Genomic DNA, 26,603 nt, shown 5'->3' with positions numbered 1-26,603 from the left:
TGCGGAGGAAAACACCATGAGCAAGACAATCCGCCTGACGATGGCGCAGGCGCTGACCCGCTTCCTGTCGCGCCAGATGACTGAGATCGACGGTAGCAAAGTCCCGATCTTCGGCGGCGTCTGGGCGATCTTCGGCCACGGCAATGTCGCCGGCATCGGCGAGGCGCTCTATCAGGTGCGCGACGAACTGCCGACCTTTCGCGCCCACAACGAACAGGCGATGGCGCATGCGGCAATCGCCTACGCCAAGGCCAATTTCCGCCGCCGCTTCATGGCCGCGACCTCTTCGATCGGCCCCGGCGCGCTCAACATGGTGACGGCGGCGGCGCTCGCCCATGTAAACAGGTTGCCCGTCCTGTTTTTGCCAGGCGATGTCTTCGCCAACCGCATCCCCGACCCGGTGCTGCAGCAGGCCGAGGATTTTTCCGACGGCACGGCGACGGTCAACGACTGCTTCCGTCCGGTTTCGCGCTATTTCGACCGCATCACCCGGCCGGAGCAGATCATTCCTGCGCTGAGCCGTGCCATGGCCGTGCTGACCGATCCGGCCGAATGCGGCCCGGTGACGCTGTCGCTCTGCCAGGACGTCCAGGCCGAGGCCTATGACTATCCCGAGAGTTTTTTCGCGGAGCGGGTCTGGCACCAGCGCCGGCCGCGCCCGGATCGCCAGGAACTGGCGGCCGCGGTCGCCGCGCTCAAGGGTGCAAAAAAGCCGTTGGTGATCGCCGGCGGTGGCGTCCTCTATTCGCAGGCGTCGGACGAACTGGCGAAATTCGCCGAGAGCGGCGGCATCCCGGTCTGTGAGACGCAAGGCGGCAAATCCTCGCTGCCGGACAACCACCCGCTCAACATGGCGGCGGTCGGCGTCACCGGCACTTCTGCCGCCAACCGGCTGGCTGAGGAAGCCGATGTCGTGCTGGCCATCGGCACGCGCCTGCAGGATTTCACCACCGGTTCGTGGGCGCTGTTCAAGAATTCGGGCAAGACCATCATCGGACTCAACGTGCAGCCCTTCGATGCCGGCAAGCACCGCGCCCTGCCGCTGGTGGCCGATGCGGCCGAGGGCCTGGCGGAACTCGGTGCTGCGCTGAAGGACTGGAAGGCGCCGGCAAGCTGGACCGACAATGCGTCGTCCGGCAAGAAGGCCTGGGCGGTCGAGGCGGCCAAGGTGACGGCGTCGACCAATGCCGCCTATCCGTCCGATGCGCAGGTGATCGGCGCGGTGCAGCGCGCCATGGGCTCCGGTGTGACGCTGCTGAATGCCTCCGGCGGGTTGCCGGGCGAATTGCACAAGCTTTGGCAGGCGGGCGCGCCCGGCTCGTACCATGGCGAATACGGCTTCTCGACCATGGGCTATGAGATTGCCGGCGGGCTCGGCGCCAAGATGGCGAAGCCCGGCGAGGAGATCGTCGTCATGATCGGCGACGGCTCCTACCTGATGATGAATTCGGAGATCGCCACCTCGGTGATGCTCGGCCTCAAGCTGACCATCGTGCTGCTCGACAACCGCGGTTACGGCTGCATCAACCGGCTGCAGATGGCGACCGGCGGCGCCAACTTCAACAATCTGCTGAAGGACTCGCGCCACGAGGTTCTGCCCGACATCGACTTCGCCGCGCATGCGGCGAGCATGGGGGCGATTGCCGAGAAAGTGCCGTCGATCGCCGGGCTGGAAAACGCGCTGGCACAAGCCAGGAAGAATACGCGCACCACGGTGCTCGTCATCGACACCGGCCCCCTGGTTTCCACCGATGCCGGCGGTCACTGGTGGGATGTGGCGGTGCCGGAAGTGTCAGTGCGGCCGCAGGTCAACGCGGCGCGCAAGGCGTATGATGAAAAGCGGCAGATGCAGACCATCGGCGATTGATATAGGCGCCGAAGCTCCTCCTTCTCCCCGTCTCTACACGGGGAGAAGATGCCGGCAGGCAGATGAGGGGCGGCGCCAACGAGCAAGAAACTGTTTTAGGACCGGAGTGACGACTTGAAAGCCAAACTGGGCATGTCCCCCATTGCGTGGTGGAACGACGATCTTGCGGAGCTCAGCGATGACGTGTCGCTGGAAGAATGTCTGCGCCAGTCGCGCTCGGCCGGCTTCACCGGCATGGAGATGGGCCGGCGTTTTCCCAATGACCCCGAAATCATGCTGCCGATCCTGAAGGCCGCCGACGTCACGCTGTGCGGCGGCTGGTTCTCGGGCACGCTGGTCGATGGGGAGATGGCCGACAACAAGGATCGCATCCAGCCGATGATCGACCTGTTCAAGGCGGTGAACGCGCCTTGCATCGTCTATGGCGAGGTTGGCCGTTCGATCCAGGGCGACCGCTCGAAGCCGCTGGCGACCAAGCCGAAGCTGTCGGACGACGAGATGAAAGCCTATGCGAAGCGCCTGACCGAATTTGGCGAATGGTGCGCCGAACAAGGCATGCCGCTGTCCTACCACCACCATATGGCGGCGGTGGTCGAGACCGAGCCGGAACTCGATGCCTTCATGCGCTATTCCGGAGCCGGCATTCCGCTGCTGCTCGATGCAGGCCATCTGGCATTCGCCGGCGGCGACGTGCTGCGCGCCATCGACAACCACCATACCCGGATCAGCCATGTGCATGTGAAGGACGTCCGCATGGGGGTGATCGAAAAGCTCGACCGCACGAAGCAGTCCTTCCTCGACGCGGTGGCGCTCGGCGCCTTCACCGTGCCGGGCGACGGTTCGCTGGACTTCGGCGCCATCGTGCAGCGCTTCGCCGACCATGGCTATGAGGGCTGGTTCGTGGTCGAGGCCGAGCAGGACCCGAAGAAGAACCCGCCGCTCAGGATGGCGCAAGTGGGCTACAAGGAATTGATGCGCGTCATGACGGCGGCCGGATACACGGTCGAGACGCAAGGCTTTCCAAATGTCTAGTTTCCCAATGGCTGGTGCGACGGGTTCCCGGCGAGGCCGATTGCTGTAGATTGGCCCGATGAAAGATTCCGAACACCCCTTCTTCCGGCCTTTGTGGCGGCGTGTCGCCGTCGTCGCGGTCTGCGTCATCTGGTCGATCATCGAGTTCGCCACCGGCACGCCGTTCTGGGGCATGATCGCGCTCGGCTTCGCCGGCTACGCCGTCTGGCAGTTTTTTTATCTCTACAAGCCTGCTGACGAGGCGAGGCCTCCGGTCGGGCCCGAGCCGAAGGAGTGACTGATCGCATGCGTCGGCGGTTAGCTTCCAGTGCTTCTAACTTCGTCATCCGAGGGTCTCCGCGACGGAGCTTCGCTCCTGCTAGGCCCTAGGATGACGAAGTTAGAGAGGCTTCGGCCGATCTCGAAGATTTCGATAGGAGAGACAAAAATGTCGAAGCTGCTCGTCAAAGCCGACAAGGGCCACGGTCGCGTCGCCCATGTGACGCCGAAAAGCGCGGGCTGGACCTATGTCGGTTTCGACCTGCATCGGCTGAAGCCGGGCGAGAGCGCCTTCGGCAAGACGGAGGATCGCGAAGTCTGCCTGGTGTTCGTCACCGGCAAGGGCAAGGCTTCAGCCGGCGGCAAGGAGCTCGGCCTGCTCGGCGAGCGCATGTCGCCCTTCGAGGGCAAGCCGTGGTCGGTCTACGTGCCTGAGGGTTCGGACTGGTCGGTGACCGCGGACACCGAACTGGAAGTCGCGGTCTGCTCGGCGCCGGGCCTTGGCGGCGGCCTGCCGGTTCGCGTCATCGGACCGGACGATCTCGGCCAGGAGGTGCGCGGCAAGGGCACCAACACGCGCTATGTCACCAACATCCTGCCGGAGGGCAAGCCGGCCGATTCGCTGCTGGTGGTCGAGGTCATCACGCCCGGGGGGCATACGTCGAGCTATCCGCCGCACAAGCACGACCAGGACAATCTGCCCGCTGAATCCTACCTCGAGGAAACTTACTATCACCGCCTCAACCCGCCGCAGGGCTTTGCCTTCCAGCGCGTCTACACCGACGCCGACAAGAACGGCCATCGCGCGCTCGACGAAGCAATGGCGATCGAGGATGGCGATGTCGTGCTGGTACCCAGGGGTTATCACCCCTGCGCCGCCTGCCATGGCTACGACCTCTATTATCTCAACGTCATGGCAGGACCGAAGCGGACGTGGAAGTTCCACAATGCGCCCGAGCATGAATGGCTGATGAAGGCCTGATCGGTCGCTGCGTGAGCACTCGCCCCCTGGTCCAGCACGAAAAAATCGTCGGCTAATGACCCCGCCGCAGCGTTTTGTTACCTGAAAGCCAGCAAGGCTTCGTCAATTCGTCATGGAAATCACCTATGGCAGCGAAGCTGACAAGGACTTTCCATGCGCTACGCCCTCTATTTCACTCCCCGGCAGGACGAGCCACTGGCGCGGATCGCCGCCGACTGGCTGGGCCGCGACCCGTTTGGCGCCGCCACGAGGCCGGTCGAAGCGGTGGCCGACCTGTCGGCGGCGGAAGTGGCTTTCCACACCGCTTCGGCGCGCCGCTATGGTTTCCATGCGACGCTGAAAGCACCGTTCCGCCTGGCTGCCAACGAGACGGAAGTCTCGCTGCGCGCCGCACTCGACCTTTTTGCCGAGGTGACGCCGGTGGTGACCATTCCCCGTCTCGTGGTCAGCCAGATCGACGGCTTCTTCGCACTGGTGCCGGAAGGGCCAGTGCCTGCGCTCAACCGGTTCGCCGATGACGTGGTGCGCGACTTCGACCGGTTTCGCGCACCGCTGAGCGAGGCGGAAATCGAGCGGCGCAGCCCGGATTCGCTGAAGCCGGCCGAGTTCCGCAATCTCTGCCAATGGGGCTACCCCTATGTCTTCGAAACCTTTCGCTTCCACATGACGCTCTCCGGCCGGGCGGGGTCACAGGAGAGCCCGCGTTTGCGCGCAGCGATCGACAGCCTGTTCGCGGAAGTGCTGCAACAGAAGGTGCTGGTGGATGCGCTGACCTTGTTTGTCGAAACCGAACCGGGTGCGCCGTTCATGGTGCTCTCGCATCACGCGCTCGGGCGCCGCCCGGCCAGAAAAACCGCCTGAAGGACTGCCTGAAATGACCGCCGAGACTGTTCTCCACAATGCCCGCATCGTGCTTGCCGACGAGATCGTCGAAGGTTCGCTGGTGCTGCGCGACGGCTTTATCGCCGGCATCGAAGCCGGCGCAAGCCTTGGCTCTGGCCGCATCGGCGAGGATATGGGCGGCGACTATATTATTCCCGGGCTGGTCGAGTTGCACACCGACCATCTCGAAGGCCATTACGCGCCGCGGCCCAAGGTGCGCTGGAATCCGATCGCCGCCGTGCTCGCCCATGACGCGCAGGTGGCAACCGCCGGCATCACCACCGTGCTGGACGCCTTGCGCGTCGGCATGGACGAAGACGCCGACCTGACATCGGCCGACATCCGCAAGCTGGCCGACGCGATCGAGGACAGTGTGAAGCAGGACCGTCTGCGCGCCGACCATTTCATCCACCTGCGCTGCGAGGTTTCGGCACCCGACTGCCTCAGGGCTTTCGCCAATTTCGACGGCGACGAGCGGGTTAAGCTGGCATCGCTGATGGATCATGCGCCAGGCCAGCGCCAGTTCGTCAATCTCGAAACCTATGCCTACTATTACCAGCGCAAGCTGAAGCTGACCGATCGCGACTTCAAGGTGTTCTGCGAAAAACGGATGGCCGAATCGGCGCGCAATTCGGCGCCGAACCGGGCGGTGATCGCCGCCGCCTGCCAGGAGCGCGGCATCGTGCTGGCCAGCCACGACGACGCCACATCGGGCCATGTCGACGAAGCGATCGAGCAGGGCGTGCGGGTTGCCGAATTCCCGACCACGGAAGAGGCCGCAAGGGCCTCGAAAGAGGCCGGGATGGGTGTGCTGATGGGCGCGCCAAACGTCATGCGCGGCGCCTCGCATTCGGGCAATGTCTCGGCCCGTACGCTGGCCAGCGACGGCCTGCTCGACATCTTGTCGTCCGACTACATTCCCTTCAGCCTGATCCAGTCGGCGTTCTTCCTCGGCGATGTCGTCGAAGGCATTTCCCTGCCGCAGGCCGTCGCCATGGTCTCGAAAAACCCGGCCGATGCGGTTGGACTGACCGACCGCGGCGTCATCGAGCAGGGCCGCCGCGCCGATCTGGTGCGGGTGCGCGTCGACGACCATGTTCCGGTCGTGCGCACCGTGTGGCGGCAGGGACGCCGGGTGGCATGATGGTGTCGGCACTGATCGAGCGGGAACTTTCGGCCGAGACGTTTCCGATCCGCGATGGCGTTTTCGTCGCCGTCGTCGGCCCAAGCGGCGCCGGCAAGGACACGGTGATCGGCTACGCCCGCAACCATTTTGCCGACGAAACGCGGCTGGAGTTCGTCCGCCGGGTCATCACCAGGCCGAGCGATGCCGCAAGCGAGGATCACGACACGCTGGCCGACGCTGCCTTCGCCGAAGCCGAAGCCGATGGCGCCTTCGCCATTTCCTGGGAAGCACACGGCTTGCGCTACGGCATCCCCGCCGATGTCGACTGGTCTGTCGCCAATGGCCGTGTCGCTGTCGCCAATGTGTCGCGCGCGATCATCCCCTCCTTGCGCGAACGCTATGCCAACCTGGCCGTCGTCGAGATCACTGCCTCGCCTGAAGTGCTGGCCGAGCGTCTGGCGATGCGCGGCCGGGAGTCCCGCGGCGAAGTGCTGGCGCGGCTGGCACGCAGCGCCAATGTCACTCTGTCCGGGCCCGGCGTCACCTCGATCGACAACAGCGGCCCGCGCGAAGCCGCCGGCGAACGCTTCGCCGAGGTGCTGCGCAAGGCGATGGCCTTTTCCGACATGTCGGGCCTGATCTAGGCTAGCTATTCCGCAGCCTGGCCCGCCACGCCCTTGCGGGTGGCGTCGACCATCAGCCGCCGTTCCCGGAACACGCCCCATTGCTGGTCGACCAGCACGCCGATGAGGATGACGCCGCCCATCACCGCGAAGTTGAGCGAGGACGGGATGCCGAGCAGGTTGACGAGATTCTGCAGCTCCTGCAGCAGCACCGTGCCGAGGATGACGCCGATCAGCGAGCCTTCGCCGCCGCGCAGCGAGAAGCCGCCGAGCACGGCGGCGGCGATGGCGTAGAGTTCGTAGAACTGGCCGTGGCTGGCCGGCGAGATCGAGCGCGTGTACATGGCGAAATAGATCGCCGACAGCGCCGTCAGCACACCGCAGATGACATAGGCGGCGATGACGACACGGCCGGTGCGGATGCCCGAATATTTCGCCGCCTCCTCGTTCTTGCCGATGGCGTAGAGATAGCGGCCGAACACCGAGCGATGCAGCACCACCCACATGACGATCGAAATAACGATCAGCGCGATGAAACTGTTCGGCACGCCATAGGAGCGTCCGGCCGTCAGGAATTCGAGCTCGGGAAAATTCTGGCCGAACGCAAAACCCGCCGTGCCGTCGGCGGTGTAGAAGCGGGCGACACCGCGGTAGATCAACAGGCCGCACAAAGTGACGACGAAAGGCTGCAGCTTGAGCCTTGTGATCAGCCAGCCATGCACCAGGCCTATGATGGCGCCGAGGAACAGGATCAGCACGAAGGCCAGCGGCCAGCCCACCTCGCGCACGGCGATGAAGTCGATGAACAGCGTTCCAAGCAGCGCGACCACCGAGCCGACCGACAATTCGATGCCGCCGGTGATGATGACGAAGGCCTGGCCGATCGACAGGATGCCGAACAGACCGATCAGGTTCGAGGTGTTGGCGAGGTTGATCGGCAGCAGGAAGCGCGGATTGATGATCGCAACGATCGCCCCGACCACCAGGATCAGGATCAGCAGGCCGAGATCTTTCTTGCTCATCGTCTTCTCCCCAATGCCTGAGCAGATCGCGCTTGCGCGAGACCCCGGCAAAACTACTTCGGCTGCTTGCCCACCGCCAGCAGCAGCACGTTTTCCTGGCTGAACCGGTCCTTGTCGAGAATGCCGGAGATTTGGCCCTCATGCATGACGGCGATGCGGTCGGACACGCCGATCACCTCTTCCATGTCCGACGAGATCATCAGCACGGCGACGCCGGCATCGGCCAATGCGCGCATCAGGCCGTAGATTTCCGCCTTGGCGCCGATGTCGATGCCGCGCGTCGGCTCGTCGAGGATCATCACATTGGGGTTCATGGCCAGCCACTTGCCGAGCACGACCTTCTGCTGATTGCCGCCCGACAGCGTGCCGGTGCGCGTCTGCACCGAAGGCGCCTTGATGCCGAGGTCTTTCTTCTGCTTCTCGGCGGTGGAGGTCTCGGCGCTTGAGGACACCAGGGAGCGGCGCGCATGCGCGGGCAGATTGGGCAGCGAAATGTTCTGAGCGATCGACAGGTCGAGCAGGATACCGGTCAGCTTGCGGTCTTCCGGAACCAGGAAGATGCCGTGCGCGACGGCGTCGGCCGCGGAAGCCAGCGCAAGCGGCTTGCCGTCGAGTTCCAGCGCGCCGCCGAGCTTCGAATCGATGCCGAAGAACACCCGCGCCAGCTCGGTGCGGCCGGAACCGACAAGACCGGCGAGGCCGAGGATTTCGCCGCGCCTGACGTCGAGATCGACCGGGCGGCCGGGATAGGCAGGGGTGCGGATGGCCTTGGCCGCAAGTGCTACGGCGCCGGGCGCACGCGCCGCTTCCGAGGCCTTCTCGCGCTCCTTCAGCATGCGGCCGATCATCAGCTTGACCATCTGGTCGTGGCCGATATCGCTCTTCGGCAAGGTGCCGGCCAGCATGCCGTCGCGCAGCACCACGACGCGGTCGGCTACGCGTTCGACCTCGTGCAGGCGGTGCGAGATGAAGATGACGCTGATGCCGTCGGCCTTCAGCGCCTTGATGACGTCGAGCAATTTGTCGGTCTCGGCGAGCGGCAGGCTGGATGTCGGCTCGTCGAGGATGACCAGCCGCGCCTCGATCGACAGCGCCTTGGCGATCTCGACCATCTGCTGCTGCGCCAGCGACAGGGTCGCGACCGGCGTGTCGGCGGAAAAATTGGCGCCGACGCGCTTCAAAAGCGGCGCCACCATGGTGCGCAGCTTGGCGCGGTCGACGAGCTTGAGCGGCCCGGCGCGCAAAGGTTCGCGGCCGAAGAAGATGTTGGCGGCGACGTCCAGATTTTCGAACAAATTGAGTTCCTGGTGGACGAAGGCGATGCCCGATCCCAGGCTGGCTTCGACGGAGAGCCTGTCATGCGCGGTGCCGTCGACGGTGATCGTGCCGCTGTCGGGCCTGGTGACGCCGCCGAGGATCTTCATCAACGTCGATTTGCCGGCGCCGTTTTCGCCGACAAGGCCGATGACCTCGCCCGGCCTGACCTCCATGGAGAAGCCGTCGAGCGCGACGACGCCCGGATAGGTCTTGCGCACGTTCTCAAGGCTGAGGAACGGGGCGGTCACGGATGCAGCAATGGATGTGTCGGAATAATTCATCATGCCTGACAGCGATTGGCGGGCCAATTTCTGAGCATGATCTTTTCCGAGAACCGGCTTCCACTTTTCGGGATCATGCTCTTGGCTTTTGGCAGACTGACGATCCTCGCGGTGTTCGTCAATGCGAGCAGCCGGCCCAAGCGACGTTGAGCCGGCTGAACTGCTTCAAGTCTTAGTTTCCGGCCATCGCCTTCAGATTGGCGGCGTAGGCGTCGACGTCATCCTTGCCGATGATCTTGGTCGGGATGATGATGAGGTTGCCTTCCGGGATGCCCGACTTGTCGCCCTTGAGATAGGCAGCCATCAGCTTCATGCCCTGATAGGCCCATTCGAAGGGCTGCTGCACGACGGTGGCGGCAATGGTGCCTTCCTTGACGCCGCCGAGCGTGATCGGATCGTCATCGAAGCCGACGACGGTGATCGAGCCGAGCTTGCCGGCGTCGCGCAGCGCTTCATAGATGCGCGGCGTGTTGTAGGAGTAGAAGCCGACCATGCAGGTGACGTCGGGGCTGGCGACCAGCGCGTCCTCGACATTCTTCTTGGCGCGCGCCTGGTCGATGTCGTCGCCGCGCACGTCGATCAACTCGATCTTGGTGCCGGCCAGGCCGTCCTTCATGCCTTGGATGCGCTCCTTGGCATTGTCTGCGCCGAGCAGGCCGACGAAGCCGAGGCATTTGCCGCCATTGGGCATCGCCTTCTTGGCGATTTCGGCCGCCTGCTTGCCGGCATCGACGTTGGACGAGCCGATATAGGCGACGCGCTTGGTCTGCGGGGCGTCCGAGTCGGTGGTGAACAGCGCCGTTTCCGAAGCGATCTTGTTGAGGCCATCGGTCGAGGTCTTGGGATCGACGGCCGAGACCATGATGCCCTTGACGCCGGCGGTCACCAGATCGTCCATCAGCCGCTGCTGGATGGCGACCGAGGACTGCTCGGGATATTTGAGCTCGAGCGTATAGTCGGGCAGTTCGCCCTGCGCCTTCTTGACGCCGGCTTCGGCGGCCTTCCAGAAATCGGAAGCGCCGTTGACCACGAAGGCCAGCGTCGGCTTGTCGTCGGCGCGCGCGATTGCCGTGGCCGACAGGCCAAGCAGCAGCGCGGTCGCGGCTACGGATGCATTGCGTATCAAGGATTTCATGTTCAACCTCCCGTTTGGCTCAGTCGTTGGACCGGCCGATCTTGCACTGACCTGATTTGCCGTTTGCAGCGTGGACGCCCTCCTCCTCAAAGGGGTTCCCGGCACCGAAAGAATGGCGTCGTTCCAGCCACGACAGCGACCTTAGAGACTCATCCTTCATTCGTAAATAGTCCGATTTGTCTGACATATCACATATCCGAGACAAGGCTTGCGGAGATAGGATCCGCTCGCCACCGGGCCATTTTTCGTACTCTCCCGTCGCCCCGGACGTGACCGGCCGGATGCGACGATTGACGGTACAGCGCATTTTTGTATTAGTAAACAGTATTAGTTCCGAGCCAATGCCAGCGGTTTCGCGGTGTGCCCGCCGGCGTGCCGCCCTCACCGCTGGGCAGCCGCCCAGGCCTTTTGTTAATTGAGCTTTCGCTTGTATGGAGATGCGTGGCGGATGGACCTCCGGCATACTAATAGTTATAAACGAGCTTGACGTTATTCCGATAAATCGACGGCGTCACGCCACCTTGCCGGCCTGACCGGCCAGCCAGACTGGGATTTGCCATGAGCGAGACGACGGATCGGGCCAGCGACACAGCGAGGCGGCGCAAGGCGCCGGCCAAGGGCGCCAAGGGCCGCGTCACCATGATCGATATCGCCAGGGCCGCCGGCTGCTCGCAGGCGACCGTGTCCTTCGTGCTCAACAATTCGCCAGGGATCAAGCTGTCGCAGCAGACCCGCGAACGGGTGATCGAGGCCGCACGGACGCTTGGCTACACCGCGCCCGCTTTCGAGGCGCTTCACCCGGCATTGCCTGCCTTCGAGGGGCCCGCCTTCGAAGGGCTGGACGGGGTGATCGGCTTTGCCGTCGACCAGCTCGCCACCAGCCCCGAAGCCGTGGTCGCCATCGAGGGCGCGCGCCAGGCCTCGTGGAATGCCGGCAACGTGCTTCTGGTGGCGCAGACGCTGGGCGATTCCGTCATGGAGCCGCGCGCTATTTCAGCGCTGACCAAGCGGGGCATTTCGGCGCTGATCTACATGACCATCTTCACCCGCGAGATCACAGCGCCCGACTATCTCTACGGCCTCGACATCCCGGTGATCCTGCTCAACTGCTACACGGCGGACTACGCCTTCCCGTCCGTGGTGCCGAGCGAGATCGCCGGCGGCCAGAGCTCGACCCGCCATTTGATCAGCCACGGCCACCGCCGCATCGCCACCATCACCGGCGAGCCGTGGATGCAGGCGGCACAGGACCGGCTGAAGGGCTACCGCCGCGCGCTCGCCACGGCCGACATCCCGTTCGATCCCGAGCTGGTGGTCGAGGGCGACTGGTCGGCCAGCGCCGGCTATGCCGCCACCGTCAAGCTGCTGGCGCTCAGGGATAAGCCCACCGCCATCTTCTGCCAGAACGACCGCACCGCGATCGGCTGCTACGAAGCGCTGAAGGAAGCCGGCCTGCACATTCCGCAGGACATCTCCGTGGTCGGCTACGACGACGAGGAAATCGCCAGGCATCTGTTCCCGCCGCTGACGACCTCGATCCTGCCGCACATGGCGATGGGCCAATGGGCGATCGAACAGCTGGAAGCGCCGGCGGCGCCTGGACGGGGGCGGTATCCGATCACGAAGCTGGAGTGTCCGCTGGTGGAGCGGGAGAGTGTACGGGGGGTGGTAGGGTAACGCGACTCGGCGGGCCCGCGCTGGCTTACCTTCGACCGTTAGGGAAACCTGACCAGTGGGACGAAGAGCTGATGGCTGCAATGCAGACGATTCTTGCGCGGAAGGGGGTCAAGGTCGAAGTCTGAGACATTCATTCCCATTGGTGCAACAGACCGGCACGGTTGCGAATTTGGGGTTGGACACGCCGTGCCGGCCAGTGCTGGACACCCCAGCCCGATTACGCTACCGGCACAACAGGAATCCAGCAATTAAGCCTGATGGTCTAGATCGCGAGTGCAGAGCCTGTTCTCGCGCTTCAGGGAGCCCTTTTACCACGGGCATTACTTCTCCTCCGGGCAGTCCAGCAGCTTCGCATGGCGATGCATTTCTTCGCACCCGTCCGACAAGGCGGGCTTGAACCATTCCGCTTTGTCTTTCTTCAGGCCTTCGGCACTGGTCCGCTAACCTTGCCCTGCACGCGGTCCCACAGGCAGTTGCGTCTGCCGAACTTGAAATTGAGGTTGACGGTGCCGACTTGCGGAATCGGCTGTCGTTTCCTGGAGAAAGCAAAAAGCCCGCCACCTTTCGGCAGCGGGCTTTCCAAAACTGTAACTCTCTTGGTTAATCGATAATCCCGGATGAGCTGGGCGAAGCCGTCACTGACGACAGTCGCTCACGCTTCGTGAAAACGGGCTTCTGATAGATTTTCTTCATCGACATTCCCCTTTGCCAATAATGTGTCACTCTTTGCCTTCCGCCGGGCAGCGTGTCAATCGCGCACGGCGGTATGCCGATGGCCATCACCGCCTCCACGGAAGGGACGCTGATGGCATAACTTGCCCATCGTTTTCGGGTGATTAACAAAAAGGGCAATTATATAACTGACAACCCCGCTCTTATTGGCGCTGGTTGTCAGGAAAGATCTGCCTGCGCCTTGCCCTTGCCGATAACCTTTGCTTGCCTACTGTCCCGACCATGAGAGGAGGCAAACATGGAACGGCTTTACCCGGTAGCTCTCGTGACGCTGTTTTGTAGCTTGATGATATTCGGAATGGCGGTGACGGTCGCGAGAACCCACAAGAAGACTGGCATACTGGCGCCCGCAATGACCGGCGACCCGCTCCTTGAACGAACCATCCGGGCACATGCCAACGCGGTGGAATGGTTTCCTATCTTTATGCCGTCGATGTGGCTGTTCGCGATCTACTGGAATGCCGCGTGGGCTTCCGGCCTTGGGCTGCTCTGGATGATAGGTCGGATTGCATATTTCGTAGGGTATCGCACCGCGCCCTTGAAGCGCTATCCCGGCTTCTTCGTCCAGTCGATTGCAGCCTTCGCGCTGCTTTTTGGCGCTCTGGGCCGGATCATCTATCTGATGCTCTAGGCGCTCCCCAGCCGCGGGAGAACGGCACGGTACCTCATAAGCGGAGATAGGGCGCACTCCCTCCGATCGGTGTCGGGTCGGTAATATTGCTGGACGCGTTCGAGGGGCGCCAAATGCTCATCGCCTCCTATTACATGTGGTTCGACGGCCGGCCGGCAGCCGAGCAATGAGGGGTGTACCTTCTTCACGACGCAGGTGGCCCATTCGCGGGCTCGCGACACCCTCGCCGCCGAACGCTGGCGGTTGCCCTGGCTGGCGGTTGAGAAGAATTATGCCTTTGAAGGGCTGAAGGGCCGCGTGAGCCTGCTCGACCGCAAAGCTGCCAACGACAAACGCAGTGCCCCGAAACGGACCTACATGGAACTGGCGCACCCGACAGGATTCGAACCTGTGACCTCTGCCTTCGGAGGGCAGCGCTCTATCCAGCTGAGCTACGGGTGCTTTCCGGAATCCGGAAAACGAACCAGCCGGTGAACCGGCAAGTCACGGCTTCTTAGCGGAAGCGGGCGCGGGCTTCAACGGGCAATTGGCGATTGGCGTAGCGACTTGGGCCGGGTGCGTCCAGGCTGCGGCCTACGAGGTTCCCGCCCCCGCCTTCACCGTCCGCCTTCCACGCACCGCCCGCTTCGGCTTCTTGGCGCCCGCCAGTTCGTGCATCGCGTCCAGCTGCATCTGCTGCATTTCGGCGAGCCGCGTCCATTGGCGCGAGATGAGGTAGTCGAGCTTTTCGTGCAGATGGCGCACTTCGAGCTCGGCCTTGAGGTTGACGCGGTAGTCGTTGAAGGAGCGCAGGCGGTCCTTGGACTCCTGCCGCCGCTGGCTCATCATGATGATCGGCGCCTGGATGGCGGCAATGCAGGAGAGCAGCAGGTTGAGCAGGATGAAGGGGTAGGGATCGAAGGCGCTCGACATGCCGGCGACCAGATTGATGCCGATCCACACCAGCAGCACGCTACCAAACGAGATCAGGAACCACCAACTGCCGCCGAAGGCCGCCATGTTGTCGGAGACGCGGTCGGCGAAGGTGCGGTGCTCCTCGAATTCTTCTTCCGAGTTTTCGGAAATCGTGTCCTGCCTGGCGATCGATTCGACCACCTGACGGTCGAGCTCGGAGAATTCGCCGTGCTCCTGCTGCAGCAGCTCCTCCATATAGCGCATGCGGTAGCGGCCGAGCTCGGCGCGGCTGATGCGGGCGCCGGCCGGCAGGTCGGGATGGTCCGAGCGGATGCGGTCGGCGAGGCTCGGGCGCAGCGTGTCGATGCGCACCAGATCGCGCTTGCGGAATTTGCGGCCCGATATCGCCGACGGCTTTTTCTTCGGCTTGCCACGGTGGGCGCCGGGGCCTGCCGGTTCGGAGTCCGGCACTTCGGGCGTGTCGAAGTGTTCGTCCGATACCGGATCGGCCTCCAGCTCACCGACGATCGGCGCCTCGAAATACTCGCCGCCGTCATCGTTCTGATTGTCTGCCGCCTGTTCGGACGTTTTGGGGACGGTGCTCATGGTGGGCTCCTGAGGGTGCTGGGCGACGATAGACAGAGGTGGCGGCGCATAGCCAGCGCCGGGCACGGATTTCGCAGGCCGGACAAGTGTTTTTGATCGGAGAGGCGATGTGGCTGACGGCGGCTCGCCCCTCAGGGAGGGTGGAGACGTTCGAAATTGGCCGGAGCGGGAAGAACTTGCCCGATGTTTGCGCCAATCACCCCCCTCTGTCCTGCCGGACATCTCCCCCTCAAGGGGGGAGATTGGCTGTTGTCCCGGCTTTCGCCAATTTCCACCGTCACAGGAGTGAGCGGAGCGCCGAAGCTGCCAATCTCCCCCCTTGCGGGGGTTGAGGAGCGGTCCGCGCAGCGGGCGGAAAGCCAATTGCTTGGCTTTCCGAGCGACGAACATCCGGCAGGACAGAGGAGGGCGCTGTCCCGCCAACGTGCACAAGGTTCTGCAGGGCGGCGGGCAACAAAAAACCCGCCTTGCGGGCGGGTCACGTTTCCAGTCGATCAATTGGCGCGACTCAGCACCATACCGAAAATAGTAGCATAGCTGCCCTCAGGGTCAAGAAAAAATTCCTATCGATATCCATCCCCGCGCAGCCAAGCGCGATGCTTGCTACCGGCAGCTCGCCCTTCGCAGGCTCAGGGCGTTCGTCGTTCAAAAAGCCAAGCAATTGGCTTTTTGTCCGCTACGCGGACCACTCCTCACTGTTCCGCGAACATCAGCCTGGTCTTGGCGCCGTCCGTGGTCGGCGACAGGCTGCGCTGGATCAGCGCTTCGACATGGTCGTTGCGCTGGCGGGCTGAGTCGGCGCCCATCACCACGACGATCAAATTGCGGCCGTCGGCATTGTAGGAGGTGACGATGTTGAAGCCGGACGCCCTGATGTAGCCGGTCTTGATGCCGTCGACGCCGCGCACGCGGCCGAGCATGTCGTTGTGGCCGCGCACCAGCCGGCCGCGGAACATGAAGTCGCTTTCGGAGAAATAGTGGAACTGCTGGGGAAAGCGCTGATGCAGCGCCATGCCGAGCACCGCCATGTCGCGCGCCGTCGTCATCTGGCCATCGTCGGGCAGGCCCGACGCGTTGCGGAAGGTCGTGCTGGTCATGCCGAGCTGGCGCGCCTTGGATGTCATCATGGCGGCGAACTGATCCTCCGAGCCGCCGAGATATTCGCCGACCGCCACCGCCACGTCATTGGCCGATTTGACGACGATGGCGCGGATCGCGGAATCGACGTCGATGCTCTCGCCGCGCCGGAAGCGCATCTTGGTCGGCGGCTGCGAGGCGGCATGGTCCGACACCGGGATCTGCGTCTGCTTGCTGACGCGGCCGGACTCCAGCGCCTCGAACAAAAGATACAGCGTCATCATCTTGGTCAGCGAGGCGGGGTAGCGCTGCGCCGTCGAGCTGACCTCGAACAGCTGCTTGCCGGTCCTGGCGTCAACCACGATGGCCGCATATTTCTGCGCCGGCGCGGGCACGGCCAGCACGCTGTCGGGCGGCGTCGTGGCGCAGCCGGCCAGCAGCACCAGCAGGGCTAGTGCCGCAAAAACTCTCTGGATGAGCGGAAAGGGACGCAGGTAGGACAAGGGCTGGACTGTTCTGGGTCGGCTGTTGCTGAGATGAGACGACGCTAACGTAACGCGGCTGTTGCGTCCATTTGGTTAATGCCGGTTAGCCCCAGGATTGTCGAGCCTCGCAAGCTTGGCATCCGCCCCGAAAACGCCGGTTTTCCCGTGTCTTTGCTTGCCAAGGCCGCGTTTCCCGTGGGAAGGGGCGTGGTATCGAGGGCTTGGGGGCTTGGCATGACGAACATCGGGGCCGGGGGCGCTGCGCCCTCGCTTATCAGGGCATCACTCAGCCGCACCGGCAAATGGGCTGGCAGCGTCGCCTTTGTCGGGGGTGCCGTATCCGACATCCTCAATCCGCTGGCGCCGTTCGCCGCCTATATCGCGCTGGTCGCCGCGGTGGCCGCAATCATCATCGCCATTGCCATCGTGCTCCGGCTGGTGCTGGCGGCCAAGGCGCTGCCGGCCTTGATCTTCGCCACCAGTGCGGCGGCCGTCGCCGGCGGCGTCTACGGCCTGCAGCAGCAGACCAACGCCCAGCATGGGGTGATCGCCAGCCTGGTGCCGGCCATTGCCGGGCTGCAGCAGTCGATGGGCATCGTTACCGAGAAAGTTGCGAAGATCGAGCAGACCGTCACGCAGACGCAAAAGACGGTCGACGCGGTCAAGCAGTCGACCGACACGGCGGCGAAAAAGACCGACGAGATCGCGTCCGTCCAGCAGCAGCAGACTGAGCAGACGGCGGAAGTGCAGAAGACCACCGACGAGGTGAAGAAGGAGACCGAGACGCTGGTCGCCGGCCAGGCGCAGCAGCAGGCCCAGACCGAGAAGCTGCAGGCGACGACGCAGCAGATCGCCGCCTCGATCGACATCATCGCCAAGGGCTTTGCCGCCCTTGCCGCGCAGGGCGGGGCGATCGCCGAGCCGAAGCGGCCGGACGAGTTCTACCACAATGCCCGCGTCTACGAGTTGTCCGGCGACATGCTGAATGCGCGGCGCTCCTACCTCGCCTTTGCCGGCTTCGACGTCGACGCCATCGATCCCTACACGCGCTTTGCCGCGCTGCTTCGGGTGCAGGACGGCAAGGCCGGCGCGCGCGAGGTGTTCGGCGCGCTTGCCGACAAGGGCAAGGCGCTGTCGATCAAGCTGGTGCATATCCAGCAGTTCGACGACGCCCAGCGCCTCGACAAGCTCAACGTCTTCATATCAGCCAATCCAGATTTCGCGCCGGCCTATTTCCTGTTGGCGCAGGAGTTTTCCGAAGACCGCCTCGGCGCCCAGACGCTGGCCGACAAGCGCAACGAGGCCAAGGCGCTGACCAAGTTCACGTCCTACGAAAAGGATGGCGGGTTGCTCAAATATTTCGTCGACCAGACGCAGTTGGCCGACTGGCTGGACCGCAGCCGCAGCCGGCTGGCGGCGCTTGGCGACGTGCTCGACCCCGCCCGCTTCGTGCCTTCGCTGACGCCGATGCGCTCCAACCAGGGCTGGTCGATGACCATCTCGCTGCCCGAGCCGGCGACCGCCATCTCCTGGCGCATGGGCGACAGCGGTCCTTTCACCGACACCGGTTTCCTGGCCATGAACGACCAGACCACCGGCAAGCCGATGGCCAATCCGAGCTTCGAGATACCCGACAGCACCGTGGCGGGGATCATTGCGATCAAATATCTCGACATCAGGGGCCGCGAGACCGGCCCGTTCGACATCCGCTTCGACCCCGAGACAGCGCTTCAGCAAGGCAACAAGCAGATCCTCGACCAGTTCTGGACCTCGTGGATCGCCTTCGATGCCAGCGGCAACCACGGCCTGGTCTATTTCACCCAGATGCTGTCCTACCGCTGCGCCATCAAACAGGTGCATTACAGCCTGAACGGCGCGGCCCTCGACAAGGAGATCAAGATGCCGCCTTGCGACAAGAAGGACCCCTACGCCATCCCCTACGATTACCAGCCCTATTTCAAGGTCGCCGACAGCGTGAAATCGATGTCGGTGCAGGTTACCTACACCGACGACACCAAGTCGCCGGTGCGGGAATACAAGCGACAGTAGCTCACCCTCCCCTTGTGGGGAAGGTGAAGGTGCGCGATGCAAAATGCCTGTCGCGGCGCTTGCGCAACCGCCGCCGAACGGTTCAGTTTGCGCCTTCAGAATCGGTGACAGCGCAATGACCATCCACACCATCAAGGCCAGAGGCATTTCGGTTTCGCTCGACCTCACGGTCGGCCACATCGCCGACATGGTCGTCGAGGCTGGCGGGCGGCAGCTGAAGCCGCTGCATCGCGCGCCCTGGGTCGATGCGAACGAGACGCTGCCGAAAGACCTGCCGGAAGGCACGGTTCGGCTGTCCGGCGATTTCCTCTGCGCGCCGTTTTCGCGCAGCGATGTCGAGGAAGCGCCGCTGCATGGCTGGACGGCCAACAGCGCCTGGGATGTCGTCGAAAGTGTCGCGACCGACGATGGCTGGCGCGCCGTCTATCGCCTGCGGCACGAGGTGATGGGCGCTTCGGTCGACAAGATCCTGACGCTGCGCGACGGCCATCCCTTCCTCTACCAGGAGCATGTATTTTCCGGCGGCAATGGTGCGATCTCGGTCGCCCATCACCCGATGACGGCCATGACCGGCGGCGGCAGGCTGGCCTTTTCGCCGAAGCGTTTTGCCGCGACGCTGGACGATCCGCTGGAGCCCGATCCCGCACGCGGCCGCTTCATGCTCGCCTATCCGGCGCGCTCCGCCGATCTCGGCCATTTTCCCGCCGCCGGCGGCGGCACGCTCGACCTGACGGAATACCGCATGGATGACCGCCGCGAGGATTTCATCACGCTGGTCGAAGCCGACCATGGCGGGCCGGGATGGACCGCGCTTGCACGACAGGCCGAGGACGATCTGGTGCTGGTGCTGAAGAACCCGGCCGAACTGCCAATCACCATGCTGTGGTTCAGCAATGGCGGGCGCGACTACGCCCCATGGAGCGGCCGCCACCTTGGCGTGCTCGGCATCGAGGATGGCCGCGCTGCCGTCGGCCATGCCGCCTCGATCGGCGACAACTGGCTGAAGCGCGAAGGGGTGGCGACCGCTTTTGCGCTGGGCGAAGGCCAAAGCGTGTCTTTTCGCCACGTCATCGGCGTCCTGCCGCTGTCGGGCGGCGAGCCGCCGCGGGACGTCACGACGGCGGATGGCCGCATGCGGCTGCATGCCGGCGGTTCGACGCGGGAGGTTCCCTTCGACAGCGATTTCCTGCGCATCGGCCAGCCGCTGGCCTCGTAGGTGTGATTGCGCGGCCGCAGGGTTTGAAATTTCCGTGAACTGTCGCCAAGATGTGGCCGAAATCATCATGCGGAACATGGTGGATCTGAAGCTCTGCCAGAGAGGCTCTCATGTCCGAAATCGCCCATCTCGCCGCCACCATCTTCAAACGCGCCGGCAAGGCAAACCGCTTCATCGTCGCCATTGCCGGTCCACCGGGCGCCGGCAAGTCGACGCTGTCGGCAAGGCTGCATGAACTGCTGCCCGAAGGGGCAGCGGAGGTCGTACCGATGGACGGCTTCCACTATGACGACGCCGTGCTCGAGCGGCGCGGTCTGCGCGCGCGCAAGGGCGCGCCGGAAACCTTCGACTTTGCCGGTTTTGAGGCCTTGCTGAAGCGTATCCGTGCCGGTGAACCCGACATCGCCATTCCGGTCTTCGACCGCAACATGGAACTGTCGCGCGCCGCAGCCTCGATCGTCGCCACAGAAACCAAGTTCATCCTGGTCGAAGGCAATTACCTGCTGCTCGACGAAGAGCCGTGGTCGCGGCTGGCGCCGCTGTTCGATTTCTCGATCTTCGTCGACGTGCCGCGCAACGAGCTCGAGCGCCGCCTGATGGAGCGCTGGCACGAGCATGGCCGCTCCGATGAAGATGCGCGCGCCTGGATCGCTTCCAACGACCTGCCCAACATCGAGCGCGTGCTCGCGCGGCGCAGTGCCGCCGATCTGGTGATCGGCCTTTCCGCTTGATTCGACGGATTGTGCAAGGGGAACTTTAAGACTTTCAGGCCGTTATCCCGACACGACAATTGTGCCAAAAGAGGGATTCGGTCCAATGGCAACCAAGGCAAAAAAGCCTGCGCCCGCCAAGGGCAAGGCGACCCAATCCAAAACCGGCGCCGGCCCGGCAATGACAGGCCGTTCGAAGGACGCCAAGCCGGCTTTCGGCAAGGCAGCGCCGAAGAAAGTGGTGCCGGCCGCAGCGAAAGCCGCGCCAAAAGCCGCAAAGCCGAAGAAGCCCGCGAGTTCCAGCGACTCCTTGGGCGGCAGTGCGATGCGCACGGCCAAGGCCACAGCCAACGTCGCTGCCGGCGCGGTCATGGTCGCCGCCCGAGGTGCTGCGTCGCTCGCCGCTTCCGTCATGGGCAAAGGCGGTTCGAAAGCCAAAGCGAAGGCGAAATAGCCGCGCTTCGGAGGCTGGTTTTTCTATCCCTTGGCCGGGATGGTCAGGCCTTTTTGCACCGCCGGCCGCGCCAGGCCGCGCTCCAGCCATGTTCCCAGATGGGCGAAATCGTCAAAGCCGACGAGTTCGCGTGCTTCGTAGAATCCGATCAGGTTGCGCACCCAACCGAGCAGCGAGATGTCGGCGATGGTGTAGTCATTGCCCATGATCCACTTGCGCCCCTTCAGCCGGCCGTCGAGCACGCCGAGCAGTCGCTTTGACTCGTCGCGATAGCGCTCCAGAGGGCGTTTGTCGGCGATTTCGCGGCCGGCGAATTTGTGGAAGAAGCCGACCTGGCCGAACATTGGCCCGACCGAGGCCATCTGGAAGAACACCCACTGGATGGTCTCGTAGCGGCGCGCGCCATCAATGGGCATGAGCAGGCCGGTCTTTTCAGCAAGGTAGAGCAGGATGGCGCCGGATTCGAACAGGCCGATCGGCTGGCCGTCCGGGCCGTTGGGATCGATGATCGCCGGTATCTTGCCGTTGGGATTGAGCGACAGGAATTCCGGTGTCCAGCTTTCGTTCTGGCCGATGTTGACCCAATGCGGCTCGTAAGGAAGGCCGAGTTCCTCCAGGGCGATCGATATCTTCACCCCGTTCGGCGTTGTCGCCGAATAGAGCTGGAGCTGGTCCGGATGCTTGGCCGGCCAACGCGTTGCGATCGGAAAGGCGGACAGGTCTGCCATGGAAACTCCTGGATGAGGATTCGCGCCGAGCGGCGCGGTTTTGGCGGGTCGGCCAAGGATTAGACGCGGCGCACGGCACGATCAATATGGCGGCGAAGGGTTTCATCGTGCACGGACAGTCAACGGAATGGCCTGCCTGGGGCAGATCCGCCCGCCCCTTAGATCAGGCAGCCTTGAAGGCCAGCACGGCATTGGTGCCGCCGAACGCGAAGCCGTTGCTGATCGCGGCGCGCACCTTGCGCTCGCGCGGCACATTCGGCGTGACGTCGAGGTCGCAATCGGGATCGGCCTCACGAAAATTGGCCGTCGGCGGCACGATGCCTTCGCGGATCGCCATCACGCAGGCGATCATCTCCAGCGCACCCGATGCGCCGAGGCAATGGGCGTGCATCGACTTGGTCGACGACACCGAAAGCTTGTAGGCATGGTCGCCGAAGACGCGCTTGATCGCTGCCGTCTCGATCTGGTCGTTGGCCTTGGTGCCGGTGCCATGGGCATTGAGGTAGTCGACATCCTCGGGATTGAAGCCGGCATCGGCCAGGCAGGCGCGCATGGCCGCCGTCGGCCCTTCGACGGTCGGCGCGACAATGTCGGAGGCGTCGGCGGAGAGGCCGGCGCCGGCGACCTCGGCAAGGATGGTGGCGCCGCGCGCCATGGCGTGCTCATACGTCTCCAGGACCGCCATGCCGGCGCCCTCGCCGAGTGACAGTCCCTGGCGGTCGGCCGAGAATGGCCGGCAGGTGTCGGGCGCCAGCACGCGCAGTGCTTCCCAGCCCTTCAGGATGCCCCAGACCAGCGGCGCATCGGTGCCGCCGGCGACCATCACATCGGCGCGGCCAAGTCTGATCTGGTCGACAGCCGAGGCGATGGCGTGGTTGGACGACGAACAGGCCGAGGTGACGCCGAAGACCGGGCCGCGCAGGCCCAGATTCATGCTGACATGGCCAGAGGCCGCGCTTGGCATGACCTTTGGCACGGTGAAGATGCCAGCGCGGTTCTTGCCCTCGACCAGTATGGCGCGATAGCTCTCTTCGATCGCCTCCCAGCCGCAGACGCCGACGCCGACGACGGTGCCCATCCGATAGGTGGTGGCTTCAGTCGAGACCAGGCCGGCGTGCTGCATGGCTTCCCTGGCTGCGATCGTCGCCAGCAGGCTGAAGCGGTCCATCGACACGGTCTGCTTGCGGTCGATGCCGTGATCGGGAAGCGTCTTGATTTCGCAGCCGACCTTGACCTTCAGATCATGCAGTTGGGGACTTGTGATCTGGCCGATGGCCGAGCGGCCGGCGCGCATCTCGTTCCAGATCGCGGGCGCGCTGGTGCCGAGCCCGCAAATGCCGCCCATGCCGGTGATGACAACGCGCTGCCGCATTCAGTTCAGGCTTTTTTCGCGATCAGCGCGCGCACAGCTTCGACCATGTCGCCGACGTTCTTCAGATTGCTCCAGGCGTCGACCGTGTTCATCTCGATCTCGATGCCATACTCTTCCTCAAGATCGAAGATAATCTCCGTCAGCTCGAGCGAATGGATGCCAAGCGAGGTCAATTCGGTGGTGGTGGTGATTTCTTCGCCGCCCGGCTCGGCATGAGCCTTGATCTTCGCGATGATATCCGTTGCCAGCTGGTCGGCCATTCGGTTCCTTCCCCACTATCTCGCGTTTCCCGACGCCGACTGAGCAGCGCCCCTTTTTCTCCTGGTATCAAGCCGCCGTCGTCGTTTAATACCCCCGCCAAGCGCAGCATGACCGTACCAAGGTGGTTCCCTCTATAGAAACCGAAACGTTGTCAAGCAACAAGCTATATCGAACTCCATATCGACAAAGCCGCCGGAGTGCTTAACGTGCAGGCATGGATATGGGCGAACATGGCGGGATTTCGACGCAGCGCGTTGCGGGCGTGGCGCGGCTTTCCTGCGCGCTTGGCGAGGGCCGCACGCGCCTGCGGCGCCTCTATCAGGACGGCGCCGCCAAGATAAGAATGCCGGCCGTCTCGGCCGATCCGCTCGAAGCGGTGCTGATCAACACCGCCGGCGGAATGACGGGCGGCGACCGTATCGCCTGGGACGTGGATGTCGGCGCGGCCGCTTCGGCATCGATCACCACGCAGGCCTGCGAGAAGATCTACCGGGCGGCATCCGACCATGCCGAAGTGCGGGTCAATTTGTCGGTAGGCGAAAACGGCCGCATCGCCTGGCTGCCGCAGGAAACCATCGTCTTCGACAGGGCGGCCTTTGCCCGTACGCTCAACGTCGAGCTTGCCGTCGGCGCCGAGGCGCTGGTGCTGGAAGCCGCCGTCTTCGGCCGCCTGGCGATGGGCGAACGCGCCACGCAGGGCAACTTCCATGACCGCTGGCGTGTGCGTCAGGATGGCGCCCTCGTTCATGCCGAGGATTTCCGCATCGGGCCCGATATCGCCGCAACGCTCGATCGCCCGGCGGTTGCCGGCGGCGCGATCGCGGTGGCGACATTGCTTCTGGTGTCGCCGCGCGCCGAAGCCCTGCTCGATCCGGTTCTGGAGATCGTCGGCGACCAGGGCAGCGCCAGCGCCTGGTGCGTGAAGAAATCTGGCAAGCTTCTTGCGAGGCTCTACGCCGGGGATGGCTACCGACTGCGCCAGCGGCTGGTTCCACTCGTCGAATTGCTCAACGGAAGGGCGGGGTTGCCCAAATTATGGTCACTATAGGCCTGCCTCTACCAATCCAGGGAAACGCATGAACCTGACGCCGAGGGAAAAGGACAAGCTGCTGATCGCCATGGCGGCGATGGTGGCGCGCAAGCGGCTCGAACGCGGCGTCAAGCTCAACCATCCGGAAGCGATTGCGCTGATCACCGATTTCGTCGTCGAAGGCGCCCGCGACGGCCGTCCGGTCGCCGAACTGATGGAAGCCGGCGCTCATGTCGTCAGCCGCGCGCAAGTCATGGAAGGCATCGCCGAGATGATCCATGACGTGCAGGTCGAGGCGACGTTTCCCGACGGCACCAAGCTGGTGACCGTGCACGAACCGATCCGTTGAGGAGGACAGGATGCTGGAGCTGCGTCCCAACTGCGAATGCTGCGACAAGGACCTGCCGCCCGAGGCGACGGATGCGCTGATCTGCACCTTCGAGTGCACCTTTTGCGCCGGATGCGTGGAACAGGTGTTGGGCGGCATCTGCCCCAATTGCGGTGGTGGTTTTTCGGCGCGGCCGATCCGCCCGGCAGCGATGCTGAAGAAATATCCTGCGTCGAGCAAACGCGTACTCAAGGCCGAAGGCTGCGGCCCCCGCAAGGCGGCGTGAACACCAGACCGAGCAAAACGAAAGGCAAACAGAATGATATCCGCCAAACGCCTCTGCCTGTCGGCGATCCTGCTGCTGGCCGCCGCCCTGCCGGCCTATGCCCATGTCGGCCTGGGCACCACCTCCTCCTTCACGGCCGGCTTCATGCACCCGCTCTCCGGCCTCGATCACATGACGGTGATGATCGCGGTCGGGCTGTGGGCGGCGCTCAAGGGCGGCAAGGCGGTTCTTGCCTGGCCGGCTGCCTTTGTCGGCGTCATGGTGGTCGGCGGCGCGCTGGGCATGCTGCATATGCCGCTGCCCTTCGTCGAACCGGGCATACTGGCATCGGTCGTGACACTCGGACTGCTGGTGGCGCTGGCGATCGATCTGCCGGTCTCGGCCGGCGTCGCCATCATCGGCCTGTTCGCACTTTTCCACGGCCACGCGCATGGCACCGAGGTGCCGGAGAATGCCGGCGGGCTTGAATACATGGCCGGCTTTGCCACCGCCACGCTGTTGCTGCATGCCACCGGCATCGCCACCGGTCTCGGTCTCGGCATCCGGTTTCGTGGCCTGGCCCGCGCTGCCGGTGCCGCCTGCGCGGCGATCGGCATCGGTCTCGCCTTCGGCATCGTGTGAGGGTGACCATGATCCCCGGTGAAATCATCACGGTGGGCGGCGACATCGAGCTCAACAAGGGCCTGCAGACCGTCACCCTGAAAGTCGCCAACAGCGGCGACCGGCCGATCCAGGTCGGCAGCCACTACCATTTCTTCGAGACCAATGAGGGGCTGAAATTCGACCGTGAGCGCGCCAGGGGCATGCGCCTCGACATTGCCGCGGGCACGGCCATGCGCTTCGAGCCGGGCCAGGAGCGCGACGTCACGCTGGTGCCGCTCGGCGGCAAGCGCGAGGTCTACGGATTTCAGCAGAAGGTGATGGGCAAGCTGTGAGATCTTCCGGCGCGCTCAGCTCAGTTCGATGGCTTGGCCGCGGCGTAGATGACGATCTTTCCGGGATTGTCGAATTCGACGGCGAGGACATCCTGCGCCTGCACGCGCCGCGATTCGATGGCGTTGAACAGCAGCGCGTTGGCCTCGATCTCCTTGCGCAGCTCCGTAATGTCGTCCTGATGCTGCTTGACCTTGGCCTCGATCTCCGGCGGCGGGCCGCCTTCGCTGCGCGCGGCATCGGTGAGGAACACGATGTCGACCTTGTCGAGCTTGGATGTCTTGCGCACCGTGCCGATGTTTTCACGCGTGCGGTCGATCGCCGTGTTGACGTTGCCGGCCTCAGTGTTGGCCTTGGCCTCTTCCTGCTTGACCTGCGAGCCGACGATGCGATTGACGGTCTCCGTGCTTTCCAGTCCTTGCGCCTTCAGTCCGGCAGCAGCACCAGCCGCCGCCAGGAACGTCATGGCGGCGACTGCCTGCATTCTGGTCGAGAAAGAAGTGATCGCCATCGCTCGCTCCTGAGAGAAATCGTTTCGGGGCGCGGGTTAGCGCGAAAAGAACAAAACGAATCCCGCCCGGCGAAGGTTCCTTTCCCGATGCGGCCGGC

General features: G+C 64.0%; 27 protein-coding genes and 1 tRNA gene. 18 read left to right on the top strand and 10 right to left on the bottom strand.

What is annotated here, in order from left to right:
* The first annotated feature begins 16 nt into the window (after window positions 1–16).
* The 7 genes from iolD (at window position 17) to phnN (ending at window position 6,791) form a co-directional block, all read left to right on the top strand.
* Window positions 17–1,867 (top strand): 3D-(3,5/4)-trihydroxycyclohexane-1,2-dione acylhydrolase (decyclizing), encoded by a 1,851-nt coding sequence (iolD, locus tag EOC83_RS09690; RefSeq protein ID WP_063169769.1) that lies wholly within the window; start codon window positions 17–19, stop codon window positions 1,865–1,867.
* Window positions 1,868–1,981: 114 nt separating this feature from the next.
* Entirely contained in the window at window positions 1,982–2,899 is a 918-nt protein-coding gene (gene iolE / locus EOC83_RS09685) for a myo-inosose-2 dehydratase (protein WP_063169768.1), read from the top strand.
* Window positions 2,900–2,957: 58 nt separating this feature from the next.
* Window positions 2,958–3,176 (top strand): hypothetical protein, encoded by a 219-nt coding sequence (locus tag EOC83_RS09680; protein WP_027161053.1) that lies wholly within the window; start codon window positions 2,958–2,960, stop codon window positions 3,174–3,176.
* A gap of 150 nt (window positions 3,177–3,326) precedes the next feature.
* Complete coding sequence (iolB, locus tag EOC83_RS09675) at window positions 3,327–4,139, top strand: 5-deoxy-glucuronate isomerase (RefSeq protein ID WP_063169767.1); 813 nt, start codon at window positions 3,327–3,329, stop codon at window positions 4,137–4,139.
* A 153-nt stretch (window positions 4,140–4,292) separates the two neighbouring features.
* Complete coding sequence (locus EOC83_RS09670) at window positions 4,293–5,000, top strand: DUF1045 domain-containing protein (protein WP_027161055.1); 708 nt, start codon at window positions 4,293–4,295, stop codon at window positions 4,998–5,000.
* A 13-nt stretch (window positions 5,001–5,013) separates the two neighbouring features.
* The gene (locus EOC83_RS09665) at window positions 5,014–6,165 is read left to right on the top strand and encodes an alpha-D-ribose 1-methylphosphonate 5-triphosphate diphosphatase (RefSeq protein ID WP_063169766.1); all 1,152 of its coding nucleotides are present in this window, start codon (window positions 5,014–5,016) and stop codon (window positions 6,163–6,165) included.
* Complete coding sequence (phnN, locus tag EOC83_RS09660) at window positions 6,162–6,791, top strand: phosphonate metabolism protein/1,5-bisphosphokinase (PRPP-forming) PhnN (RefSeq protein WP_024502021.1); 630 nt, start codon at window positions 6,162–6,164, stop codon at window positions 6,789–6,791. Before EOC83_RS09665 ends, phnN begins: the two co-directional genes overlap by 4 nt.
* Window positions 6,792–6,796: 5 nt before the next feature.
* On the opposite strand, the gene EOC83_RS09655 is transcribed toward phnN, so the two are convergent.
* The 3 genes from EOC83_RS09655 to EOC83_RS09645 all read right to left on the bottom strand — a co-directional run bounded on the left by EOC83_RS09655 (window position 6,797) and on the right by EOC83_RS09645 (window position 10,525).
* Window positions 6,797–7,792, bottom strand: a complete 996-nt coding sequence (locus EOC83_RS09655) for an ABC transporter permease (RefSeq protein WP_027161057.1) — start codon at window positions 7,790–7,792, stop codon at window positions 6,797–6,799.
* Window positions 7,793–7,845: 53 nt separating this feature from the next.
* Window positions 7,846–9,390 (bottom strand): sugar ABC transporter ATP-binding protein, encoded by a 1,545-nt coding sequence (locus EOC83_RS09650; RefSeq protein ID WP_082826719.1) that lies wholly within the window; start codon window positions 9,388–9,390, stop codon window positions 7,846–7,848.
* A 172-nt stretch (window positions 9,391–9,562) separates the two neighbouring features.
* A complete protein-coding gene (locus EOC83_RS09645; RefSeq protein ID WP_013528381.1) occupies window positions 9,563–10,525 on the bottom strand; it encodes a sugar-binding protein in 963 nt (320 codons plus the stop codon).
* Between the two features lie 558 nt (window positions 10,526–11,083).
* Here EOC83_RS09645 and EOC83_RS09635 point away from each other — a divergent pair.
* Together EOC83_RS09635 and EOC83_RS09625 are read left to right on the top strand one after the other, a co-directional pair.
* On the top strand, window positions 11,084–12,202 hold the full coding sequence (locus EOC83_RS09635) for a LacI family DNA-binding transcriptional regulator (RefSeq protein WP_063169765.1): 1,119 nt from the start codon (window positions 11,084–11,086) through the stop codon (window positions 12,200–12,202).
* A gap of 970 nt (window positions 12,203–13,172) precedes the next feature.
* Window positions 13,173–13,565, top strand: a complete 393-nt coding sequence (locus tag EOC83_RS09625) for an MAPEG family protein (RefSeq protein ID WP_013528384.1) — start codon at window positions 13,173–13,175, stop codon at window positions 13,563–13,565.
* Between the two features lie 364 nt (window positions 13,566–13,929).
* Here EOC83_RS09625 and EOC83_RS09615 read toward each other — a convergent pair.
* The 3 genes from EOC83_RS09615 to EOC83_RS09600 form a co-directional block, all read right to left on the bottom strand.
* Window positions 13,930–14,006 (bottom strand) — tRNA-Arg (locus EOC83_RS09615).
* 132 nt (window positions 14,007–14,138) lie between these two features.
* A complete protein-coding gene (locus EOC83_RS09610) occupies window positions 14,139–15,065 on the bottom strand; it encodes a DUF1003 domain-containing protein (RefSeq protein WP_063169764.1) in 927 nt (308 codons plus the stop codon).
* Window positions 15,066–15,757: 692 nt separating this feature from the next.
* Entirely contained in the window at window positions 15,758–16,645 is an 888-nt protein-coding gene (locus tag EOC83_RS09600) for a D-alanyl-D-alanine carboxypeptidase family protein (protein ID WP_063169763.1), read from the bottom strand.
* 216 nt (window positions 16,646–16,861) lie between these two features.
* On the opposite strand from EOC83_RS09600, the gene EOC83_RS09595 reads away from it, so the two are divergent.
* From EOC83_RS09595 to EOC83_RS09580, 4 genes are all read left to right on the top strand, one after another.
* On the top strand, window positions 16,862–18,676 hold the full coding sequence (locus EOC83_RS09595) for a hypothetical protein (RefSeq protein WP_063169762.1): 1,815 nt from the start codon (window positions 16,862–16,864) through the stop codon (window positions 18,674–18,676).
* Between the two features lie 115 nt (window positions 18,677–18,791).
* Window positions 18,792–19,892 carry a hypothetical protein gene (locus EOC83_RS09590; protein ID WP_063170433.1) on the top strand — a complete coding sequence of 367 codons (1,101 nt, stop codon included), beginning with the start codon at window positions 18,792–18,794 and terminating at the stop codon, window positions 19,890–19,892.
* 110 nt (window positions 19,893–20,002) lie between these two features.
* Window positions 20,003–20,623, top strand: a complete 621-nt coding sequence (locus EOC83_RS09585; protein WP_063169761.1) for a nucleoside triphosphate hydrolase — start codon at window positions 20,003–20,005, stop codon at window positions 20,621–20,623.
* Window positions 20,624–20,708: 85 nt separating this feature from the next.
* Window positions 20,709–21,056, top strand: a complete 348-nt coding sequence (locus EOC83_RS09580) for a hypothetical protein (RefSeq protein ID WP_013528390.1) — start codon at window positions 20,709–20,711, stop codon at window positions 21,054–21,056.
* A gap of 23 nt (window positions 21,057–21,079) precedes the next feature.
* Here the strand turns inward: EOC83_RS09580 and EOC83_RS09575 are convergent, their stop codons facing one another.
* From EOC83_RS09575 to EOC83_RS09565, 3 genes are all read right to left on the bottom strand, one after another.
* Complete coding sequence (locus tag EOC83_RS09575; RefSeq protein ID WP_063169760.1) at window positions 21,080–21,784, bottom strand: glutathione S-transferase N-terminal domain-containing protein; 705 nt, start codon at window positions 21,782–21,784, stop codon at window positions 21,080–21,082.
* 163 nt (window positions 21,785–21,947) lie between these two features.
* Window positions 21,948–23,156 carry a beta-ketoacyl-[acyl-carrier-protein] synthase family protein gene (locus tag EOC83_RS09570; protein WP_063169759.1) on the bottom strand — a complete coding sequence of 403 codons (1,209 nt, stop codon included), beginning with the start codon at window positions 23,154–23,156 and terminating at the stop codon, window positions 21,948–21,950.
* Window positions 23,157–23,161: 5 nt separating this feature from the next.
* Window positions 23,162–23,416, bottom strand: coding sequence for an acyl carrier protein (locus tag EOC83_RS09565; protein WP_013528393.1), 255 nt, complete (start codon window positions 23,414–23,416; stop codon window positions 23,162–23,164).
* 221 nt (window positions 23,417–23,637) lie between these two features.
* Here EOC83_RS09565 and EOC83_RS09560 point away from each other — a divergent pair, with 221 nt between their 5' ends.
* Genes EOC83_RS09560 through EOC83_RS09540 form a run of 5 tightly spaced genes read left to right on the top strand, consistent with a single transcriptional unit; the run spans window position 23,638 to window position 25,996 of the window.
* Window positions 23,638–24,465, top strand: coding sequence for an urease accessory protein UreD (locus EOC83_RS09560; protein WP_082826622.1), 828 nt, complete (start codon window positions 23,638–23,640; stop codon window positions 24,463–24,465).
* A gap of 28 nt (window positions 24,466–24,493) precedes the next feature.
* Complete coding sequence (locus EOC83_RS09555) at window positions 24,494–24,796, top strand: urease subunit gamma (RefSeq protein ID WP_013528395.1); 303 nt, start codon at window positions 24,494–24,496, stop codon at window positions 24,794–24,796.
* Between the two features lie 10 nt (window positions 24,797–24,806).
* On the top strand, window positions 24,807–25,061 hold the full coding sequence (locus EOC83_RS09550; RefSeq protein WP_027161066.1) for a DUF1272 domain-containing protein: 255 nt from the start codon (window positions 24,807–24,809) through the stop codon (window positions 25,059–25,061).
* 33 nt (window positions 25,062–25,094) lie between these two features.
* Window positions 25,095–25,682: a HupE/UreJ family protein gene (locus tag EOC83_RS09545; protein ID WP_063169757.1), complete on the top strand. Its 588-nt coding sequence runs from the start codon at window positions 25,095–25,097 to the stop codon at window positions 25,680–25,682.
* A gap of 8 nt (window positions 25,683–25,690) precedes the next feature.
* Window positions 25,691–25,996, top strand: coding sequence for an urease subunit beta (locus tag EOC83_RS09540; RefSeq protein ID WP_013528398.1), 306 nt, complete (start codon window positions 25,691–25,693; stop codon window positions 25,994–25,996).
* Window positions 25,997–26,016: 20 nt separating this feature from the next.
* Here the strand turns inward: EOC83_RS09540 and EOC83_RS09535 are convergent, their stop codons facing one another.
* Window positions 26,017–26,505 carry a hypothetical protein gene (locus EOC83_RS09535; RefSeq protein WP_027161068.1) on the bottom strand — a complete coding sequence of 163 codons (489 nt, stop codon included), beginning with the start codon at window positions 26,503–26,505 and terminating at the stop codon, window positions 26,017–26,019.
* Between the last annotated feature and the right edge of the window lie 98 nt (window positions 26,506–26,603).

The organism is Mesorhizobium sp. Primo-A (genome assembly GCF_003997175.1).
GTDB classification, from domain to species: domain Bacteria; phylum Pseudomonadota; class Alphaproteobacteria; order Rhizobiales; family Rhizobiaceae; genus Mesorhizobium; species Mesorhizobium ciceri.
The sequence above is the reverse complement of the archived record's forward strand: the minus strand, read 5'-3'. Positions and strand labels throughout refer to the sequence as shown.

Bases quoted from the DNA above. Each gene is read 5' to 3' on its own strand.
- EOC83_RS09655 (WP_027161057.1), bottom strand. From the start codon at position 7,792: ATGAGCAAGAAAGATCTCGGCCTGCTGATCCTGATCCTGGTGGTCGGG.
- EOC83_RS09555 (WP_013528395.1), top strand. From the start codon at position 24,494: ATGAACCTGACGCCGAGGGAAAAGGACAAGCTGCTGATCGCCATGGCG.
- EOC83_RS09585 (WP_063169761.1), top strand. From the start codon at position 20,003: ATGTCCGAAATCGCCCATCTCGCCGCCACCATCTTCAAACGCGCCGGC.
- EOC83_RS09610 (WP_063169764.1), bottom strand. From the start codon at position 15,065: ATGAGCACCGTCCCCAAAACGTCCGAACAGGCGGCAGACAATCAGAAC.
- EOC83_RS09580 (WP_013528390.1), top strand. From the start codon at position 20,709: ATGGCAACCAAGGCAAAAAAGCCTGCGCCCGCCAAGGGCAAGGCGACC.
- EOC83_RS09670 (WP_027161055.1), top strand. From the start codon at position 4,293: ATGCGCTACGCCCTCTATTTCACTCCCCGGCAGGACGAGCCACTGGCG.
- EOC83_RS09550 (WP_027161066.1), top strand. From the start codon at position 24,807: ATGCTGGAGCTGCGTCCCAACTGCGAATGCTGCGACAAGGACCTGCCG.
- EOC83_RS09665 (WP_063169766.1), top strand. From the start codon at position 5,014: ATGACCGCCGAGACTGTTCTCCACAATGCCCGCATCGTGCTTGCCGAC.
- EOC83_RS09545 (WP_063169757.1), top strand. From the start codon at position 25,095: ATGATATCCGCCAAACGCCTCTGCCTGTCGGCGATCCTGCTGCTGGCC.
- phnN (WP_024502021.1), top strand. From the start codon at position 6,162: ATGATGGTGTCGGCACTGATCGAGCGGGAACTTTCGGCCGAGACGTTT.
- EOC83_RS09590 (WP_063170433.1), top strand. From the start codon at position 18,792: ATGACCATCCACACCATCAAGGCCAGAGGCATTTCGGTTTCGCTCGAC.
- iolD (WP_063169769.1), top strand. From the start codon at position 17: ATGAGCAAGACAATCCGCCTGACGATGGCGCAGGCGCTGACCCGCTTC.
- EOC83_RS09650 (WP_082826719.1), bottom strand. From the start codon at position 9,390: ATGAATTATTCCGACACATCCATTGCTGCATCCGTGACCGCCCCGTTC.
- EOC83_RS09680 (WP_027161053.1), top strand. From the start codon at position 2,958: ATGAAAGATTCCGAACACCCCTTCTTCCGGCCTTTGTGGCGGCGTGTC.
- EOC83_RS09635 (WP_063169765.1), top strand. From the start codon at position 11,084: ATGAGCGAGACGACGGATCGGGCCAGCGACACAGCGAGGCGGCGCAAG.
- EOC83_RS09575 (WP_063169760.1), bottom strand. From the start codon at position 21,784: ATGGCAGACCTGTCCGCCTTTCCGATCGCAACGCGTTGGCCGGCCAAG.
- EOC83_RS09595 (WP_063169762.1), top strand. From the start codon at position 16,862: ATGACGAACATCGGGGCCGGGGGCGCTGCGCCCTCGCTTATCAGGGCA.
- EOC83_RS09570 (WP_063169759.1), bottom strand. From the start codon at position 23,156: ATGCGGCAGCGCGTTGTCATCACCGGCATGGGCGGCATTTGCGGGCTC.
- EOC83_RS09565 (WP_013528393.1), bottom strand. From the start codon at position 23,416: ATGGCCGACCAGCTGGCAACGGATATCATCGCGAAGATCAAGGCTCAT.
- EOC83_RS09625 (WP_013528384.1), top strand. From the start codon at position 13,173: ATGGAACGGCTTTACCCGGTAGCTCTCGTGACGCTGTTTTGTAGCTTG.
- EOC83_RS09560 (WP_082826622.1), top strand. From the start codon at position 23,638: ATGGGCGAACATGGCGGGATTTCGACGCAGCGCGTTGCGGGCGTGGCG.
- EOC83_RS09535 (WP_027161068.1), bottom strand. From the start codon at position 26,505: ATGGCGATCACTTCTTTCTCGACCAGAATGCAGGCAGTCGCCGCCATG.
- EOC83_RS09540 (WP_013528398.1), top strand. From the start codon at position 25,691: ATGATCCCCGGTGAAATCATCACGGTGGGCGGCGACATCGAGCTCAAC.
- iolB (WP_063169767.1), top strand. From the start codon at position 3,327: ATGTCGAAGCTGCTCGTCAAAGCCGACAAGGGCCACGGTCGCGTCGCC.
- EOC83_RS09645 (WP_013528381.1), bottom strand. From the start codon at position 10,525: ATGAAATCCTTGATACGCAATGCATCCGTAGCCGCGACCGCGCTGCTG.